The sequence below is a fragment of the Bacillus sp. S3 genome, from assembly GCF_005154805.1.
In the GTDB taxonomy this organism is placed as follows: domain Bacteria; phylum Bacillota; class Bacilli; order Bacillales; family Cytobacillaceae; genus Neobacillus.
Genome location: NZ_CP039727.1, coordinates 2,903,149 through 2,919,744 on the forward strand (window position 1 = coordinate 2,903,149; position 16,596 = coordinate 2,919,744).

19 protein-coding genes and 1 riboswitch are annotated in these 16,596 nt (G+C 39.2%); of the genes, 7 read left to right on the forward strand and 12 right to left on the reverse strand.

The window, feature by feature from the left end:
- Window positions 1–4: 4 nt before the first annotated feature.
- Window positions 5–1,351 (reverse strand): sigma-54 interaction domain-containing protein, encoded by a 1,347-nt coding sequence (locus FAY30_RS13850; RefSeq protein ID WP_149870431.1) that lies wholly within the window; start codon window positions 1,349–1,351, stop codon window positions 5–7.
- 313 nt (window positions 1,352–1,664) lie between these two features.
- Here FAY30_RS13850 and FAY30_RS13855 point away from each other — a divergent pair, with 313 nt between their 5' ends.
- From FAY30_RS13855 to FAY30_RS13880, 6 genes are all read left to right on the forward strand, one after another.
- Window positions 1,665–2,069: a YkvA family protein gene (locus FAY30_RS13855; protein ID WP_149870432.1), complete on the forward strand. Its 405-nt coding sequence runs from the start codon at window positions 1,665–1,667 to the stop codon at window positions 2,067–2,069.
- 271 nt (window positions 2,070–2,340) lie between these two features.
- On the forward strand, window positions 2,341–3,045 hold the full coding sequence (locus tag FAY30_RS13860; RefSeq protein ID WP_149870433.1) for a YhcN/YlaJ family sporulation lipoprotein: 705 nt from the start codon (window positions 2,341–2,343) through the stop codon (window positions 3,043–3,045).
- A 45-nt stretch (window positions 3,046–3,090) separates the two neighbouring features.
- Window positions 3,091–3,279, forward strand: coding sequence for a hypothetical protein (locus FAY30_RS13865; RefSeq protein WP_149870434.1), 189 nt, complete (start codon window positions 3,091–3,093; stop codon window positions 3,277–3,279).
- Window positions 3,280–3,856: 577 nt separating this feature from the next.
- Window positions 3,857–4,099, forward strand: a complete 243-nt coding sequence (locus tag FAY30_RS13870) for a glutaredoxin family protein (protein ID WP_149870435.1) — start codon at window positions 3,857–3,859, stop codon at window positions 4,097–4,099.
- A gap of 156 nt (window positions 4,100–4,255) precedes the next feature.
- On the forward strand, window positions 4,256–4,615 hold the full coding sequence (locus FAY30_RS13875) for a Lin0512 family protein (RefSeq protein WP_149870436.1): 360 nt from the start codon (window positions 4,256–4,258) through the stop codon (window positions 4,613–4,615).
- 265 nt (window positions 4,616–4,880) lie between these two features.
- The gene (locus tag FAY30_RS13880) at window positions 4,881–5,111 is read left to right on the forward strand and encodes an ABC transporter (RefSeq protein WP_149870437.1); all 231 of its coding nucleotides are present in this window, start codon (window positions 4,881–4,883) and stop codon (window positions 5,109–5,111) included.
- Window positions 5,112–5,304: 193 nt separating this feature from the next.
- On the opposite strand, the gene FAY30_RS13885 is transcribed toward FAY30_RS13880, so the two are convergent.
- The 9 genes from FAY30_RS13885 to FAY30_RS13920 form a co-directional block, all read right to left on the reverse strand.
- Window positions 5,305–5,490 carry a DUF2187 family protein gene (locus FAY30_RS13885; RefSeq protein WP_149870438.1) on the reverse strand — a complete coding sequence of 62 codons (186 nt, stop codon included), beginning with the start codon at window positions 5,488–5,490 and terminating at the stop codon, window positions 5,305–5,307.
- A gap of 207 nt (window positions 5,491–5,697) precedes the next feature.
- Window positions 5,698–6,555 carry an HAD family hydrolase gene (locus FAY30_RS13890; RefSeq protein WP_149870439.1) on the reverse strand — a complete coding sequence of 286 codons (858 nt, stop codon included), beginning with the start codon at window positions 6,553–6,555 and terminating at the stop codon, window positions 5,698–5,700.
- Between the two features lie 188 nt (window positions 6,556–6,743).
- Entirely contained in the window at window positions 6,744–7,763 is a 1,020-nt protein-coding gene (locus FAY30_RS13895; protein WP_149870440.1) for a thiazole biosynthesis adenylyltransferase ThiF, read from the reverse strand.
- Complete coding sequence (locus tag FAY30_RS13900) at window positions 7,760–8,527, reverse strand: thiazole synthase (RefSeq protein WP_149870441.1); 768 nt, start codon at window positions 8,525–8,527, stop codon at window positions 7,760–7,762. Before FAY30_RS13900 ends, FAY30_RS13895 begins: the two co-directional genes overlap by 4 nt.
- A 1-nt stretch (window position 8,528) precedes the next feature.
- Window positions 8,529–8,732, reverse strand: coding sequence for a sulfur carrier protein ThiS (thiS, locus tag FAY30_RS13905; protein WP_149870442.1), 204 nt, complete (start codon window positions 8,730–8,732; stop codon window positions 8,529–8,531).
- Window positions 8,733–8,742: 10 nt separating this feature from the next.
- On the reverse strand, window positions 8,743–9,873 hold the full coding sequence (gene thiO / locus FAY30_RS13910) for a glycine oxidase ThiO (protein ID WP_149870443.1): 1,131 nt from the start codon (window positions 9,871–9,873) through the stop codon (window positions 8,743–8,745).
- Window positions 9,857–10,543 (reverse strand): thiamine phosphate synthase, encoded by a 687-nt coding sequence (locus tag FAY30_RS13915; protein ID WP_223820780.1) that lies wholly within the window; start codon window positions 10,541–10,543, stop codon window positions 9,857–9,859. The genes thiO and FAY30_RS13915 overlap by 17 nt, the downstream gene beginning before the upstream one ends.
- A gap of 66 nt (window positions 10,544–10,609) precedes the next feature.
- Window positions 10,610–10,718, reverse strand: a riboswitch (TPP riboswitch).
- A gap of 203 nt (window positions 10,719–10,921) precedes the next feature.
- Complete coding sequence (locus tag FAY30_RS27190; protein ID WP_190284647.1) at window positions 10,922–11,059, reverse strand: hypothetical protein; 138 nt, start codon at window positions 11,057–11,059, stop codon at window positions 10,922–10,924.
- A gap of 88 nt (window positions 11,060–11,147) precedes the next feature.
- The gene (locus tag FAY30_RS13920; RefSeq protein ID WP_149872710.1) at window positions 11,148–12,605 is read right to left on the reverse strand and encodes a protein adenylyltransferase SelO; all 1,458 of its coding nucleotides are present in this window, start codon (window positions 12,603–12,605) and stop codon (window positions 11,148–11,150) included.
- 211 nt (window positions 12,606–12,816) lie between these two features.
- Here FAY30_RS13920 and FAY30_RS13925 point away from each other — a divergent pair, with 211 nt between their 5' ends.
- Window positions 12,817–13,950 carry a CAP domain-containing protein gene (locus FAY30_RS13925; RefSeq protein ID WP_149870445.1) on the forward strand — a complete coding sequence of 378 codons (1,134 nt, stop codon included), beginning with the start codon at window positions 12,817–12,819 and terminating at the stop codon, window positions 13,948–13,950.
- A 90-nt stretch (window positions 13,951–14,040) separates the two neighbouring features.
- Here the strand turns inward: FAY30_RS13925 and FAY30_RS13930 are convergent, their stop codons facing one another.
- Both FAY30_RS13930 and FAY30_RS13935 read right to left on the reverse strand, forming a co-directional pair.
- Window positions 14,041–15,315: an L-cysteine desulfidase family protein gene (locus FAY30_RS13930; RefSeq protein WP_149870446.1), complete on the reverse strand. Its 1,275-nt coding sequence runs from the start codon at window positions 15,313–15,315 to the stop codon at window positions 14,041–14,043.
- Between the two features lie 146 nt (window positions 15,316–15,461).
- Complete coding sequence (locus FAY30_RS13935) at window positions 15,462–16,562, reverse strand: DmpA family aminopeptidase (protein ID WP_149870447.1); 1,101 nt, start codon at window positions 16,560–16,562, stop codon at window positions 15,462–15,464.
- Between the last annotated feature and the right edge of the window lie 34 nt (window positions 16,563–16,596).

A 16,596-nucleotide genomic window follows, 5' to 3' on the forward strand; every position in this document is an offset into this window, starting at 1 on the left:
ATGACTAACACGGTTTTTTAATATATTTTTGAATTTTTCGGTTTGCTGATGATTGACTAATTTGTAATGCTTTTGCAAGAGCAATACTGGTTGGATACTTTTTATACATTCGCTTGATGAACTCCTTTTCGATTGATTCCATATATGATGTGAGAGAGGATTCACCATTCGTTACTTGAAGCTCTTGCTGAGAAGGTTTGAATTGTATGATATCCTCATTTGAAGTAACCAAGGTTTTCTCGATGAAATTTTGCAGTTCCCTAACGTTCCCTGGCCAATCCTTGTGACAAAGCCAATCAATCATTTCTGGGGAAAATTGCTTCCTTATATTATATTTTTTATTAAAAACTTCTACAAATTCATGAATCAGAGTAGGAATCTCATTTTTTCTATCTCTAAGTGGTGGGATCACCAGTTTGACCACATCAATTCTGTAATAAAGATCCTCGCGAAATTTTTTCTCATCTACCAGCTTTCTAAGGCTTTGATTGGACGCACAAACAATCCGGCAGTTGATATCAATGACCCTGCTCCCTCCTATTCTAGTTATCTTTCGGTTTTGCAAAACGGTTAAAAGCTTTACTTGTAAGTTAAGAGGCATCTCTCCTATCTCATCGAGAAATATCGTACCCGACGCAGCTAATTCAAAATACCCTTTTTTTCCTCCCCGTTTTGCACCAGTAAATGCGCCTTCATCATATCCAAAAAGCTCTGACTCGAATAATGTTTCAGGAATAGCACCACAATTCACTTCAATAAAAGGTTCTTTAGCTCTTACAGATTGATTATGCAGTAATTGAGCAATTCGGCTTTTTCCAACACCAGATTTACCTTCGATTAAAACGGTAACGTCAAGATTGGCAACCTTAGAAACAAGACTATTGATTTCGGTCATTTTTGAATTTTCGTAAAGAAGGGATTCCAATCTCTTGATGTTTTCTATTTCCCTTTTGTAGATTGCTAGTGTATCAGCAACTTGTTCATTCCTTTCCTTTAATTTTTCAAATTCTGTAATATCTCTCGAAAAACTTAACGTTCGAACTAAGCTGCCATTTTTAAAAATAGGATAGGCAGACACCAGAATTTTCTTTCCTGCCTTTGTCTCTTGGACTATTGTAAGTGGCTGACTGGACCTTAGTACAAGGGCTGTAACAGATGGATTCAAAAAACCTTTCTTTTCAAGGTCTATCACATTTCCCCCAATCAGTTGATCCGGATCTACTCCATATAATTCATAGCACGAGGGACTCACCTCCAAAACATTCCCCTCACCATCTGTAATAAAAATCTCGTCAAAGGAGTGAGTAATAATTTCCTTCAATAAAATTTCATCGATATTTTGAGCAGCCAAATCATTCCCTCCTGTTCTCTAGTCATTTTCGGGTACTATTTAGTCACATTTGACTATCAAAAAAAGAAATAGTCTCTATTATACGCGTATAAAGGAAATATCTTTTATGAATGGTAGATAAAAAATTCTCTACACAGTTCAAAATATCCTTTTTTGTTGTAGTTAGTGTTAGGTAAAATACATTTAAACCTGCTTGCCTAAAGGCATCTTGATTGTATTTGCCCGATATGATCCGTGTGTAATAAGTTAAAATAACATATTTTTTTCCTTTTATATTGTAAAATAACATTAAGACATAGGAGGGATTGGTGAAATGTCAAAGAATGAAGAAGAATTCAAAAAAAGCATGGAAGCCGCAGGTAAAAATTTCACTGATGAAAAGTTTTGGAACAAATTGAAGAGATTCGGCAAAAAAGCGGGTTCATCCGTTGTGTATGCAGTTTTACTCTTATATTTTACTCTTCAAAAGCCAGAAGTCCCAAGGAAAGCTAAAACCATCATTATTGGAGCTTTAGGTTATTTCATTCTGCCTTTTGATTTAATTCCTGATTTTGCGGTTGGAGTAGGTTTCACAGATGATTTGGGAGCATTAGGAGTAGCCCTCCTCCAAGTGGCAATGTACATTGATGATGATATTAAAGATAAAGCAAAAGAAAAATTAAAAGACTGGTTTGGCAATCATGTAGATACATCAGATATTGATGGGAAACTGGGTTAAAAAGGACCAGTCCCTTAAAGAAGTTATGCTTACTCCTCTAGGGGTCAGGCTGGAATCAATTGTTTGTACTTTTCTTATCTCCCATAACACATTTTATATTTCGTCCCACTTCCACATGGAAATGGGACATTTCTGCTTTTAATTCCAGTCTACATTGCATAAATTGAAGAATTTGATTAGAGCAACAAAATATATTTCCTGCTGAAGACAAGAATTGAAGCGCAAAAAATGGTCAATATATAATTAAGACTATTTATAGGAAGTGATTTTCTTGGCAAAAAAAGGGGTACTTACTTTCGTATTAGCAACTGCTTTATTGGGTATAACCGGTTGTAACAATAATGATAATGTCGCAGGAAACAGAAATGAGAATTTGGGAGCAAAAAATGTTAGAAATAACGAAAATAATGACTTCTTTCCAACCAATAAAACAAATCAAAACTTACGTTTATCCAGCCGGGCGAGTAAGAATGTGGAACTCTTAAAAGAAGTCGATCAGGCCCATGTCATTATTCGAAATAATGATGCATATGTTGCGGTGAGTTTAAATCAAAATCATCTGGACGGTAATAGAGGAATAGCTCCAGGAACATCTGGAATGACTGGTACAAGAGATACAGGTACAGGTCTTAAACTTGGAAATTCCGGGGCGGATGTTAAACGGAATTATGATGGTACTACGGGGACTGATAATACTGAAATAACTGGGAGCGAACGAAGGGGTACTACTAGAACCACCGGACGTAAGGTTGGAACTGGTGATAACACCAACTATAAGAAAGTATCCTCTCCACTTGACAAGCGAATAGAAAAACAAGTTCATGCGGCTGATAACTCAATTGATACTGTCTATATTTCTTACGATACCGATTTCTTTGGCCGTATGACAAACTATTCGAACGATCTTCGAAAAGGACAAAATAGAGATCGTATTTGGAACGATTTTGACAATGCGATTAATGGTGTTTTTAGATAGTATATATTTTTTAACGAGTTAATAAATATCAAGGAGGTTTATCTGTTGGAAAAAGAAAATTTTGATCAATTTCAAAATGAAACAAACACAAACTTAAAGAAAAAAGGAAATGAACAAGTGCTTGAAATAAGTTCTACTGGATATGGGATGGAGTCAGTCTCTGTTGCCAATTTAGAAAAAACGAGTTCCAATCAAAGTGAGAACGATAGGAATCCTTCTTGTGGCGGATTATGAAATAAAATCCACAATTTTTATAAAAATTTACTATCAAAAAGGGAAACCATTGTTCATTCTTTCACATTGGTTTCCCTTTTCATTCATAGCTTTAAACGATTATTATAATGAACAAGCCGGTCTAGTTCAGCAACCATTCTACGACACGAATTATAATACATTTCACGGCTTTTTTCGACCCTCATTCTTACAGAATGATGCCTCATATACTCTTCATAACCTACACCATGAGCACTATGCATCGCTTTTTCCATTTCGCTCGTATAACTTAATTGTAAATGATCGATTTTAAATCATTCCTTTCAGTTTTTTCACTTGGCGAATTGTTCTTTTTACGTTGGTTTTTATCTTATCATTGATTTCCAGGTCATACAAAGTCGTAAAAACAGTGTATTTTGCCGTATAATGGTCTGTCATCCAAACTCGAGAAATTATCAGCAATATGCTTACCTTTTTAGCCATATCCTTCCATATACTGCATGCTTTGAAGATGGTGAATATGTATCTATGGGACATTATTTTACCCATGGAATCAGATTTCATTGTACAATAGCTGTAATGAAAGGGAGGTAGTAAAATGAAAAAAGTGATTATTTATTCTCAAGAGACGTGCCCGCCTTGTCATGCGGAAAAACAATGGTTAAAAGAAAATGGGATTGAGTTTGTGGAAAAAGATATACGTAAAAACGATCAATATTTACAAGAACTTATTGAACTAGGGGCTGCGGCTACACCAGCAACCATTATCAAAGACGAAGATCGTGAAGAGATTATCATGGGATTTGATCAAGCGAAATTGGCTGAAATACTGGGAATATAGTGATAAATGGCGTGTGAACAAGAACTTTATTTTATTTTTTGGATTTTTTCCCTCTATAAAGGATAATTCCGCTACCTATACGCGAGTATTTAACATACTCAATAAAAAACGGTAAAATAAATTGGTGAAAGCAATTGGAAAGGAAGATGTATAATCATGGAAAAATTAATGTTTATTGAAACTGGGATGGGGATTGATGTGCACGGTCAAAATATTACCCACGCGGCAGTTCGTGCTGTAAAAAATGCGATTCACTTTAATTCGATGCCTGGTATTCGTTCGGTGCTCCCTGAAAACAATTTAGATAATATGAGAGTGAATGTGAAACTCGCCGTTCCTTGCGACAAAGAAAAGCTCGATATTGCGGCTGTAAAAGAAGCCCTCCCATATGGGGAAGTTTCGGTAGAAGTAATGGATGGCGGAATGAAGACGACTAGCGGGATAGTCCTTGAAGATAAGGGAGATAAAAATGATTTGATGTACATAGTTGTAGCATCGGTTGAAGTTGGCTATTAATTTTAATCAATCAGTGATTAAAAGCCAAAATCAATATTAAATGCACACTTAAGGAATCAAGTAACATTACAAAAACAGTTTAACACACTCTGCCTCCAACTTTTCATGGAGGCATTTTTAGTATTTCACCAATCATTTTCTAGGATCTGATTCCATAGTCTCATTTTCGCCCAGGGTTGAGCCCACATTTTGTATAATCATAGTCAAGGTATTAAGTAAACGCATACATTAATGGTGAACAACCTTAGACAGGAGGTGATATTCTATGAGTCATGGGCAATCTTCCTGGGGTATTTTTGGAATTTTTCTTGGGTTTATAACAGGAGCAGTTTGGCTTTTGCTTGCGGGATTGGGAACTTATACCCAGTTTTTCGAGTTACTTGGCCTAGGAAATCTCGGCAATATTTTAAACATTCTTATCGCGATAATTGGTTTCCTTGCTTTTATTGTCTTCGGTTTATTCGTGTTTAAGGAAGCGTGGAGACGCAGCCGCTAATATAATCCTGTGCTAATGCATGTGTATGAAAAATGGGTCAGTCTCCCAGTGAATGCGTTCACCAAGGGACTGGCCCTACTGCTTCGTATTGTTATAAAAATAAATAATGAGAAACAATTTTTACAAATGACCTTCCAATATTTAATAATGTGATGGTGTCTGAGACCTTTTTTTGAAATTAACGGAGATTCTGTCAACTATTTGATTTTGCTATTTTGTAATTTTTATGATTCACAATGGTTGTGAGTGGTTCGTCTTTGTCTTTTGAATACCCGTAATTGACTATAACAGAATTCTCCCTTATGCCAGAAACGACCCCTTCAAGGTTTTTCCCCTCACGTTTAAAGGAAATCATATCGCCTATTTTTACAGCAGCCATTATATCACCTCGTCTTTAGAATACCCAAAAACAGGAATAGAAAATCCTTTTTTTACTCATTAGTAAAATAAAGAGTTGGGGGACTTTTTTATTAGCTAACCGAAATGCTAAAAGATTGAAGTTTCTTGCAATTTTAGTTACAGGACGGTTAAAACTTATAAAATAAGCAAGGCTCACTCCAAAAAACAGGAGATTGCCTTGCAATCTTTATAAAACACCAAATTTAGTTTTCAGGTAATAGTAAACACCGTCTTCATCACAGGTAAAATCCGTTACGTCATCAGTGATTTCTTTAATGCGATCGGGTGCATTTTTCATTGCTACAGCGTAATTAACGAGCCTTAGCATTGGCAAATCATTGTCGCTGTCGCCGATTGCCAACGTATCTTTCAAAGACAAGCCAAAGTGATTTAACATTTCTTGAACACCGGTTGCTTTATTGACGTTCGCCACCATCACCTCGGCATTGTGCTCCGAAGAGACTGACATCGTAAAATCAATTTCCTTCTTTAATTGCTCCAGTTCTTTTTTCCAGCATTCGATATGTTCTTTTGTCCTGGCAAAAAAATAAAATTTGGAGAATTCGTTGCCTTCTATATGATCCTTCCAAGCAATGTCTTCTTTTATCGCTTGTTTCCGGGAAAGCCACTCATTCATTCCGACAGTTTCCGGTTTAGGATCTCTTATTTCTGCTACAACATACGCCTGATCCTGTTTTAGTGTGATACGGGCGGATCCGTATGGAAAAAGTTCATAGTACACCTTATGTTCTCTCGCTTTTTGAATAACCATTTCCACCAATTCAAGCGAAAGTGTATGTTTAAAAACAACCTCATCCGTAACATACCCTGCCATACCATTAGATGTAACAATTCCATCCACTTGAAAGCCCGGCGGTACTAACCCTTCAACTTCGCCAAAAGCTCTTCCTGTAGCAATAAAAATAAAAAAACCCTGTTTTCGTAAATCATCTATAATTTCTTTTGTATGTATACTTACCTTATTTTGATGGTTTAAGATCGTCCCATCCATATCTAAAAAAATTGCCTTTGGTTTTCTTTCCACTATTATTACCTCCTGCCCCATCACTTTAACGAATTACATTACTGGGGTCAAGTTCTGAAGCGTTTTAGAAAAACAATTTATTGCCTTTGGATTATTTGTATGTAAGGAATCATGGCGTCCAAGTCGCTGAAAAATAGCGGATACTAAAAAAAGGTGTGTCAGTTTACACACCTTTTTCAATGTCAGTTTTAACCTAGGTATCGATGGTATAGCGCCTTTGCTTCAGAAATATCCTTCGTTCCGTGTATGAGGACTCTTCCGTCTTTAAAAAATACTAATCGATGAGAATTCACCGTAAATGATAAGAGATAAGGATTCAACTGCACAGTTCCTTCTTGTTTTGCCAATGTTTTTTCTAGCCCAGACAAATCCCTGATGGTTGGACTGGGTGGACGGATTTGAACAGAATCTCTTCCGCAAAGTACTGCTGTTTTCGTTTGGTTTTCAAAAGATAAATTAGGGTAGGACCGGTTTACCCCGCAAGAAGGACAATCCGCTCTTTTTAATTTATCAACATTAATCGCACTATACTGATTTTTCCATAAATCAAAGGAAACGAGTTTGTTTCGCAATGCTTCCAAATCACCGACCAAAATTTTCATTGCTTCACTTATTTGTTGAGCAACAACCATTTGAACGGCTGGACTTATAATCCCGGCGGTATCACAGGTTAATCCTCCGAGAGGAACTGATTCCAATAAACAAGAAAGGCAAGGCGATTTCTCGGGAATAAATGTGTAGGAAATGCCGTAGCTTCCGACACAAGCCCCGTATATCCATGGAACAACAACCTTTTGCGATACATCGTTTATCATCATTCTTGTTTCGAAATTATCCGTTGCATCGATGATTAAATCCACATTTTTAGCCCATTCTTCAAGCTCAAAGGCTGAAGCGTCTTCGATTATTGCCTCCAATTCCACTGTTGAGTTAACCTCCGATAGGCGTCGTTTGGCTGCAATGACTTTAGGGGTTCGTTTTTTAGCATCTTCTTCTGTATATAACTGCTGCCGCTGTAAATTGCTCCATTCCACATAATCACGGTCAACAATGGTTAGCTTACCAATTCCCGCGCGGACCAATGCTTCGGCACTGCCTGTACCAAGTGCTCCTGCTCCTATGATAAGTACATGCTTAGTGGAAATTAGCTGCTGTCCGACTTTTCCAATTGGTGAAAATAATACTTGTCTTGAGTAGCGTGGATTCACCCGATACTCATTCCTTCCTTAGGACTGCTTGCTGCTGCATACCGCTTTTTCTCAATCCGACCGGCTTCATATCCTAATCGTCCAGCTTCAATCGCAAGCTTCATCGCTTTTGCCATTTTTACCGGATTCTTTGCCGCTGACACTGCAGTATTTAATAACACACCATCGGCCCCTAATTCCATCGCAAAGGCAGCATCGGCTGGTGAGCCAATTCCAGCATCCACAATAACAGGCACTTCAGCCTGTTCGATAATAAAACTTAGGTTTACTGGATTGATAATCCCTTGACCGGAACCTATTGGCGAAGCCCCTGGCATGACCGCATGGCAGCCAATTTCTTGAAGCTTCCTGGCTAAAACCACATCATCTGAGGTATATGGGAGAACAATAAATCCTTCCTTTACTAATTCCTCTGTTGCCTTTAGGGTTTCAACTGGGTCCGGGAGTAAGGTTTGATCACAGCCAATGACTTCCACTTTAATCATATCGCAAAGACCCGAGGCTTTTGCTAATTTTGCAATGCGCACAGCCTCTGAAGCGTTCTTTGCCCCTGCAGTATTTGGCAAAAGCGTATATTTAGTGGTGTCCAACTGTTCTAAAAAGTTGGGTTGGGTTGGTTCAAAAATATTCATACGTCTTACAGCAAATGTGAGGATTTCAGCATTAGATACGTCCACTGCTTCCTTTTGAATTTCATAGCTTGGATACTTTCCTGTTCCTAATAATAAACGAGAGTGAAAGGATATAGGACCAATTTTCAACATATTAACCGCCTCCTACAAAATGGACTATTTCAATTCGATCTTTATCTGCTAATCTGGTAATCTGGTGTTCTAATTTCGTTATGACTTCACCATTAACTTCTACGACAACGATTTTATCCTGAATTTCAAAATGATTTAGAACATCTGCAATACAAACAACTTGTTCAGGGAGTTTGATTAACTCACCATTTAAGACAACATTCATACCGTGCCTCCTATACAACTATTTTTTTATGTCTTTCTAAATGAAAAGCTGAGAGTAGCGTTTGGTCAGTTATTCCCCCAGTTAAAAGGTTTGCCATCAGTTTCCCTGTTATGGGACTTAATAGAATCCCGTTTCGGAAATGCCCTGCTGCAACGTATAGCCCTTTCCGGCTGGGATGTTCGCCAATGTATGGCAACCCATCCCCTGTCTGTGGCCGAATACCGGACCATACGCGCTCCCATGCTGCTTCATTCAGCTGGGGAACCAGATTTGTTGCTCTTTCAATTAAGCTAGCAATCCCTTTAGGTGTTACTGTTTGATCAAATGTATGTTCAATCATGGTGGCACCAATATAAATTTCCCCATTTCGTTTTAGTACAAGATAACAACGTTTGTCGGAAAAAATGGTCATGCTAATCACCGGCTTTTCCGGTCTGACAGAAAAGCATTCTCCTTTTACTGGATAAACATTTATCTCCAGACCTGCTTCACACAATAGTTTCGAAGCCCATGCCCCGGCGGCAACGACAACCTGTTCACTGCGGATAGCACCATTGGTCGTGTTAACCCCTCTAACTTGACCATTTTCATATATTAAAGAAACGACTTCCGTATGTTCTCGAATCTCGGCCCCAAAATAGGCAGCTGCTTGTGTAAATGCTTTTGCTAACTTTGCCGGCTGCACATGTCCATCGTTAGGAATGAGCATTGCCCCTGAAATGCTTGGAGATAAGGATGGTTCCAATTCTAATAATTCCTTTTTATCAAGCCAAGTTATAGCAGGGTCCCACTCCCTTTGAAAATCAACCTGTTTTTTTACTTCGGATGCTATTTCTTCGGTTTCAGCAATTTTTAACAATCCTTTATTGACAAACTCAATATCTACTCCAGAAAATTCCAATAATTCATTTGCGAGAGTTGAAAACATAGATTGACTTGTTAACCCCATTTGGAATAATGGACCATCTTGTTCGATTTCCGCTTGTGAGGCCAGCATTCCTGCGGCAGCTCTAGTTGCTTGGCACGCTAGTTGATCCTTTTCGAGTATAATCACTTTTCTTCCCATTTTTGATAGCTGATAGGCAATGGAAGTTCCGACGATTCCCCCACCGATAATAATTACATCAGCTGAATTCCCCACTTTTTCCACCTCCATTTTTCAACACTTTTATGTATGACTTAACTGCTGCCAGTGGATCGCCTGCATTTAAAACACCCGACATAACTGCTATTCCTTGTGCTCCTGCCTGTATTACCCTCGCTGCATTTTCTTGTGTTATACCTCCAATTGCAATAACTGGGATGTCAAGTTGTGTTATCCTTGATAATTCCTCCAAGCCTTTCGGGGCCATTCCTGGTTTTGAGTGAGAAGGGAAAATATGACCGTAAATCACATAATCTGCACGATTTACTTTTGCAGCCACTCCTTCCTGATAAGAATGAATCGAACTCCCTATCCGAATCTGAGGAAAATTTTCCTTCACAACACCTGGTTCTAAACTGTGAAAAGCTAATTGCACCCCACCGGCCTTTGCTGTTAAGGCCACATCCAGGCGGTCATTAATAATAATCTTTGCTAGCGGGATGTTTGCAGAAATTAATTGTTGGACCATTTCATATAGTTCACGGGCTGTTTTTTGTTTTTCCCGTAAATGTATTGCTGTCACATAGGGCTCGATATCCTTTACAATTTCCTGAAACTGCTCGATCGGCATCTTATCATTGGATATGATATGAAATTCTTTATCTTCGAAAATACAAGTTACCCCTTTCAGAAGATTCCGCCATTTATTGCATACTGTGAAAAACAAAAAACCACTTCCTTTAGATAAGAAAGTGGTTGAAAATTTGAAAAAAGAACATTTTTTGTTCATCAAATATTCATGTTTCCACTTCCCTACGCTGGTATGATCCAGATCAGGTTCATAGAGTCCCGAAGTAGCACTTCAATCTCAGCCCTTTAAAAAGGCACCTCTAGCGGATAAACTTCAATTATTAATTTGTATTGATTACCTTACATGGATAATGTTAACATGTTAGGCGAAAATGTCAAATTATTTTTTTGTCGCAAAATCTCTCATGTTAACTGAACCAAAAGTGCCAATCACCCTCGAAAAAATGAGATACCTGGCACTTGGGCCCAAAAATTCGAAACCATCTTTCTATGTAAAAGATAGTTTAAAACGCTCTTATTGCTTTTTAATAGGAGTAACTACTGAAAATAAACTTTCGGTGGGATCAGTGACATTAAATTCAACGATCTTGAAGCCATTTTCTCCATCCTTGAAATCATTTTTAGTTGGTGTAATGATTTGGTTGTTATTCATCATCATACTTCCTTCCTGATTATTTCTCACACAGAAGTTACTATATGATGAAATACTTAAATGTGTGACTGTTTTTTTAAAACTAATATCAGGTTCCGCAGAAAGTACGGTATCTACCAGTTGATGGCTCAGGAAGTGTGCAGTATTCCGCCTTTTCAGGGGAATAGGCATAAGGATTAGAAAGAATTTTAAGCAGCCGGTCCATCACTATTAAATCACCTTGTTCCACTGCCGCTTCCAGCGCTTCTTCTACCCGATGATTTCGTGGGATTACCGCAGGATTACTGTTTCGCATTAATTGTTCTACAGAGGTTTTCGATTCTTCCTGCCGGTCTAATCTAGCTTTCCATTTACCGTACCACTCCGCAAATTCTGGCTCACCATTCAAACCAGTTTCTTCATTATTAGCCAATGTTAGCGCCCTGAATGTATTGGTAAAATCCGCATGATTCTTTTCCATCAAACTAAGGAGGTCATTTATTAGCTTTTCATCATCAGATTCTTCGTTAAATATTCCAAGTTTCGCTCGCATTCCCTCGAGCCAATTCGCTTCATATATTTTTGAAAAGTGAGATATTGCATCTTGAGCCTTTTCAACCGCCTTCTCTTGATTTTCATCTAGCAGCGGTAAGAGAGCTTCAGCGAACCGTGCGAGATTCCATCCCGCCATATAAGGCTGGTTGCCATAGGCATAGCGTCCTTGAGTATCAATAGAACTGAAAACCGTTGCGGGATCATATGTATCCATAAAGGCACAAGGACCATAATCAATTGTTTCTCCACTAATTGTCATATTATCAGTGTTCATCACCCCATGTATAAAGCCAACCAATTGCCATTTGGCTACAAGTGCCGCCTGGCGTTTGATTACTTCTTCAAGAAACCGTAGATATCGATTTTCATCCGCTTCAATGTCGGGATAATGTCGGCTAATTGCATAGTCTGCGAGTGTCCGAAGCTCCTCCATTGTTCCCCATTTTGCCACGTACTGGAAGGTACCTACTCGAATATGACTAGCAGCAACACGAGTAAGGATGGCACCAGGAAGAGCGGTTTCACGCTGGACAGCTTCACCGGTTGTGACGACAGCTAGACTACGGGTGGTAGGAATACCCAAGGCATGCATGGCCTCACTGATGATGTATTCTCGCAGCATCGGTCCGAGTGCCGCACGTCCGTCACCGCCGCGGGAATATGGTGTTCTCCCTGGCCCTTTAAGCTGAATATCAACTCGTTCTCCTTTAGACGTCATCTGCTCTCCCAGCAGCACAGCCCGTCCATCCCCTAACTTTGTAAAATGCCCAAATTGATGACCTGCATATGCCTGCGCAAGCGGCTCAGCTCCCTGGGGTACCCGGTTGCCGGCAAGAACCGCCACACCATCCTCACTCTGCAGCGCCTCTATATTCAATCCAAGTGATTCCGCCAAAGGCGCATTGAGAATAACTAACCCTGGTTCCTCGACGGGTATTGGATTGTGTAAAGTAAAAAAAGAATTTGGGAGACGGGCATAACTATTTTCAAAATTCCATCCAGTTTCTAACATCGTATCTCCTTTTGTTGTTTTCAAATTTTTTGTGCGTTCCACTACATCGATTCATTTTTTTTCCACTTGATTTCATAAATCCATCTATCATAATATAGTAAACCCGTTTTTTTCACGAATTTTAACTAATACGCTTGTATTGAACGTAAGCATATTGCTTATACAATTAAATTCGTTTGGTTACAATTCTAATAGAAATGGAGGAGAGATGATGGGGCGAATTTTTTCAATTCTAGTCATACTATTTATACTATATGTTTCTGGACCATTTATTAAACAAAAATTTGCAAATTCCGATTACGCAGTTTCAATGAAACAAATTGAAACTAAATTAAATGATGTCAAGAAAAATCCTGAAATTCAGGCAGCCATCGAATCTCTATCTGGAGAGGTCAAACAATTTGTAGAGCAGCTTGGCCTTTTTTTAGATAAAAATCCGCTAACGGAAGAGCCAGCTGATCGAGAAAAGGTAACGTTAAAAACCCCAGCTGATCAAGTCTTTTCCATTCATAATATAGAGCTCGGCGCCACCAAAGAAGATATTGAAAACAAACTTGGCCAGGCAAACCGGGAATCGCTGAATGAATATGGGGAAAAGTGGTATGCTTTTCACAACAATTATCAAAGCTTTTTTATGGTCATGTTCGATGATAAAAATCAAGCAGTTGGTTTATACACAAATCAAGATTTAATTGCCTCTAGCAATGGGATTAAGGGAGGTAGTTCGAAAGAAACCGTTCGAGCTGTGCTTGGAAAACCACTGTCCGGGATTCAAAAGGGGCTGACTATTTTGCAAATACAAGAAAATGCGGACTATGATGTATATCTGCTAGACGAAGTCTATGTTACCATTTTCTACGACAAACACGAAAACAATACAGTGACTGCCATGCAATTAATCAACAAAGATTTGGAACAAAAGAAACATGAACTCTACACTAGTGCAAGTCCGGAATTGAAGGAAGGATTTGAATACCAGCTATTCGATTTAACAAATGCATCTCGTGTGGAGCACCAGCTTCCCATTCTGTCATGGGATAATCAAGTAAAAGAAACTGCTCGGAAACATAGCATGGATATGGCTGTTAATCAATATTTTGATCACACAAACCTTAAAGGGCAATCGCCATTTGATCGGATGAAGGAGGATCAAATTATCTTTTATCTTGCTGGAGAGAACCTTGCTTATGGTCAATTTAGCAGTATTTTTGCCCATGAAGGGTTAATGAACTCGATTGGCCACCGCCAAAATATTTTACGTAAGGGATATAAGTATTTAGGAGTAGGCGTTGCTTTTAATGATCAATCACAGCCCTACTATACCGAAAATTTTTATGCAAAATAATCAAGTAAAATGTCCTTCATAACCATGATGAAGGACTTTCACAAGAAATCGAGAAGTAAAAAGTCCTCCAACGGGAATGCGAACCTCGTTTTATTTTTCCAACATTAATTTTAATATCAGTTCATCTGTTTGCCTTGTACCTTCATTTCCAAGTTTGCAGAAGCTCTCAATACTTTTTTCGACATCATCGTGAATAAAGCCGTCTGTTGACTGTATTTCCTGATGGTTCAAGGCAAGTAATGCGGACTGGACAGCGACATTGGAACAAGTTGAAACCTTCATGGCGCAGCCTGCCTTTGCTCCGTCGCAAATCATTCCTGACACGTTGCCAATTGTATTTTGAATGGCTGCCTTTATCTGTTGAAGGCCCCCGTTCAATAAATAAACAATTGCTCCACTTGCCCCCATTCCCGCTGCGGTGACCCCGCATAAGGCAGAAAGGCGGCCAAATCTAGATTTGATATGGATGGTTATCAGGTGACTAAGAGCAACCGCCCGAATCATCTTGTCCTCGGACACTTGCAGCTTTTCTGCTGCGGCGACAACTGGAAGTGTAACCGCAATCCCTTGGTTTCCACTCCCTGTATTCGCCATTACCGGAAGTGTTGATCCTGCCATTCTGGCATCTGAACCCGCTGCTGCAAGCGACATGGCCGCAGTGGCTAAATCGTTGGATAAAATCCCCTTTTTCACATTATCTTGAATCGTTTTTCCAACATTTAGACCATAATTACCGGAAAGTCCTTCTAAACCAATATTTTTATTTAATTCAATACTCTTTTTTACAAGTGCTAAGTCGTCAATGTCCGTGGTTAACACCCATTCATATATTTCATCGATTGTTAACGCTTCCAATTCCTCTTCCTCAGTCTGGATTCCGATATTCTCACATCCGCCAAGATAGACAGGCTTTCCATCCACTTCGATTAAGGTGATATTACTATGATTATCGGAAATGACAACCATTGCAGTCTGCTTTTCTGTTTCAACTATGACTTCAATATACAGCCTTTTCGGAGTATCTGCCTGGCCGGCAGCTACTTTTCCCGCTTCTATAAGTTTCAATGCCGCCAGTTCGTCTTCCATTGTAAGCCCATCTAATATTTCTAATTTTTTCTCTGGGTCACCGGCAGCCGCTCCAAGAGCAGCAGCGAACTCTAGACCCTTTGCCGACATACCAGGAATTCCAACCGACTTGGCATTTTTAATAATATTTCCGCTTGCTTTTACACTGATAGACTTGATCTGTCCATTAATTTTGCTCTTTGCTGTTGCGGCAGCTAAACTAATGGCAACTGGTTCTGTACAACCAAGTGCAATCACTAATTCTTTTTCTAAAACTGCCATTATTTTATGTTTCCCCATTATTCCCTCCAGAAAATGCTGACTTTCTATCATTTTAACATAATCATGCTCCATATTTTTTACTGTTTTATTTCCAGTTTCATTCAGGTAAAAGTAAGAGGCCTGCTCAAATTTGAACAGGCCTCTTACTTGACGCAAGTTGTTACCTAAATCCGATGATATTCTTTCATAATTTGCATAAGCTCTTCGTGGTTGATTGCAGGGACGATTTTCCCAAATGGTTTAACAGTGGTCATCGATTCCGCAGCAATCATCGCGTTAACGACTGATTCATCAACTGCCTGACAAACAGCTTCGTAAATGGGGTCAAATACCTCATCATTGACAAATTCCATCGTTAATTTCTCTTTTGATAATTGGGGAATTTCCATTTCATTGGCAGTTGAAAAGGCAAGAAAAATATCACCAGAACTATTTCCCCCAGGGCTCCCGCTCCTGCCAATGCCTATGGCAGCACGCTTTGCAACCCTTTGCAGTTGATGGGGAAGCATCGGAATATCAGTCCCAATAATGACAATAACCGAACCTTGTTCCTTTTCTAAAAGACTTTCTTTACTCATATGTTTTCCCAATGGAACCCCTAGAATGGTCAGCCACTCACGTAATCCAAAGTTTGCTTGAACGAGCACACCGATATGTTGTTGTTGACCATTAATCGTGACAACCCGTGATGATGTACCCGTTCCTCCTTTAAATTCGTAGCAAATCATTCCGGTCCCCCCGCCAACATTCCCCTCAGCGACTGGTCCTGATTTAGCGCTGTCAATTGCAGAAAGAACATGCCCTTCAGTGATATGTTGGCCGTTTATGTCATTAAGAACACCATCATACGTTTCAGCTATTACCGGCATTGCCCATAGATGTTCATCAGTGAATTGTTTTTCATAGTTATTCACCATCCATTTTGTTGTAGCATGGTGAGCAATTCCAACTGAATGGGTATTTGTAATACAGATTGGGCTCAGAAAATATCCGCCATCATTTATCCAATGGACCCCTGTCATTTCACCATTCCCATTTAAACTGTAGAAACCTGCCCAAACTGGTTCCATTTTTTCCTTTTTACCGCGAGGCAAAATGGCTGTTACTCCTGTACGTATTGGACCTTTTCCGATTTGTACTTGCCCTTCACCTTCAATAATTGTAGTAAAGCCAATTTCCACACCCGGAACATCTGTTATGGCATTAAATTCCCCTGGTATACCCGGAAACGGCAATCCAAGATCACGCCCACGTTTTTTTTTCATACAAAAACTCACTCCTCAGCACATCGAACACGTG